This window comes from Ureibacillus sp. 179-F W5.1 NHS (assembly GCF_045369345.1).
Lineage (GTDB): Bacteria > Bacillota > Bacilli > Bacillales_A > Planococcaceae > Ureibacillus > Ureibacillus halotolerans.
This window is the reverse complement of the sequence record NZ_JBIQFG010000097.1, coordinates 1-1,573: the sequence shown is the minus strand read 5'-3', so window position 1 is coordinate 1,573 and position 1,573 is coordinate 1. Positions and strand designations below refer to the sequence as shown.

Sequence of the window (1,573 nt, the reverse complement as noted above, 5' to 3'; positions counted from 1 at the left end):
ATTCCATCTCCATTACCACTCTAAAAGTATATTTTCACACGTGCAGAGCACGTGGTTTTAAAAGAATTAATAAAAAACTTGAACCTACATAAGTAGATTCAAGTTTACATCGATTATCCCCAAACTTCTTCAGCGATTTCTTTAATTAACTTCAATTTTTGCCACTGGTTTTCCTCTTCTAAAATATTGCCGTCTTCTGTTGAAGAAAATCCACATTGAGGACTTAAACAAAGTTGATCTAATGAAACATAGTTTGCTGCTTCTTGAATACGTGCCTTTATGAACTCTTTATCTTCTAATTCCCCAAATTTAGATGTCACTAAACCTAAAACAATTTTTAAATCTTTGCGATTTACATATTTTAAAGGTTCAAAACTACCAGAACGGTCGTCATCAAATTCTAAAAATAATCCATCCACATTTAAGCCACCAAAAATGACTTCTGCAGCATAATCATAGCCACCGCTAGAAAAGAATGTGGATTTATAGTTCCCACGGCAAATGTGCATCGTAATTGTCATATCAGCTGGCTTATTTTTAACCGTCTCATTAATGACATATTGCAATGTGTTCATAAACTGTTGTGGGTCCTTCCCTTCAGCTACTAAGTCAGCTCGTTTTTCTTCTGAGAAAAGACTAGCCCATGAAGTATCATCTAACTGCAAGTAGCGGCACCCTGCATTATAAAAGGCTTGAATCGCTTTTTGATATGCTTTAATTGTATCTTCAATAAGATCCTTTTCATCTGCATAAATGTCAACATTTTTATCCGCGCGTGCATGTAACATGTTAGGACTTGGAATCGTGAACTTTACAACAGAATCTCCAGCATGGTCACGTATAAATTTAAAGTGATCTAAAAATGGATGTTCGCCAAAATCAATTTTTCCAATAACACGAACCCCTTCTTTACGAGTTTCTAAGTTATGGAAATTTAATCCATGTTCTTTTTCATAATACTCCATACCTTCTAGACTACCTAAAAAATCAAAGTGCCACCAACTACGACGGAACTCACCATCCGAAATAGCTAACACGCCTACTTCTTTCTGTTTATTAATAAGACGAATAATTTCTTCATCTTCTACTAATTTTAATTCACTATATGTAATTTCCTTATTTTGAAATTTTGAGCGAGCTTCCTTTAAAGCTTGAGGTCTTAAAAAACTACCTACATGATCATGTCGAAAGGGTGCTTGAATTTTTGTTACTACCATATTATCTACTCCTTTTATAAAAAGTAAGACTTACTACATATTAAATCGAAGTAAGTCAATCGTTTTTATAGTAATGTTAATACTATAACATAGAACTTCCCCGAAATGACGCACAATTCCGAAAATAAAATCATTCATTTATGACAAAAATTGCTCATTTCATCACAAAAATACCTTTTTTATTTCTAAAAGGTGAACTATTGTTGGCTTTTATCAATATCAACTTTTTATATTAAAATAGCGGGACGCTTGCTTGAAGCAAATGTTATTTAAAAGCTAAAAGAGGCTGGGACATAACTAGCTTCAAATAGTGAGAAAGGTGAATTTGAGGAAACTCAAATTCACCTTTCGCTATT

Annotated in this window: 1 protein-coding gene; it reads right to left on the bottom strand. The window is 33.2% G+C overall.

The features are described 5' to 3' along the window. Nucleotides 1-113: 113 nt before the first annotated feature. The gene (locus ACH0B5_RS17965) at nucleotides 114-1,217 is read right to left on the bottom strand and encodes a 5-methyltetrahydropteroyltriglutamate--homocysteine S-methyltransferase (RefSeq protein ID WP_406928253.1); all 1,104 of its coding nucleotides are present in this window, start codon (nucleotides 1,215-1,217) and stop codon (nucleotides 114-116) included. Between the last annotated feature and the right edge of the window lie 356 nt (nucleotides 1,218-1,573).

Bases quoted from the DNA above. Each gene is read 5' to 3' on its own strand.
- ACH0B5_RS17965 (WP_406928253.1), bottom strand. From the start codon at position 1,217: ATGGTAGTAACAAAAATTCAAGCACCCTTTCGACATGATCATGTAGGT.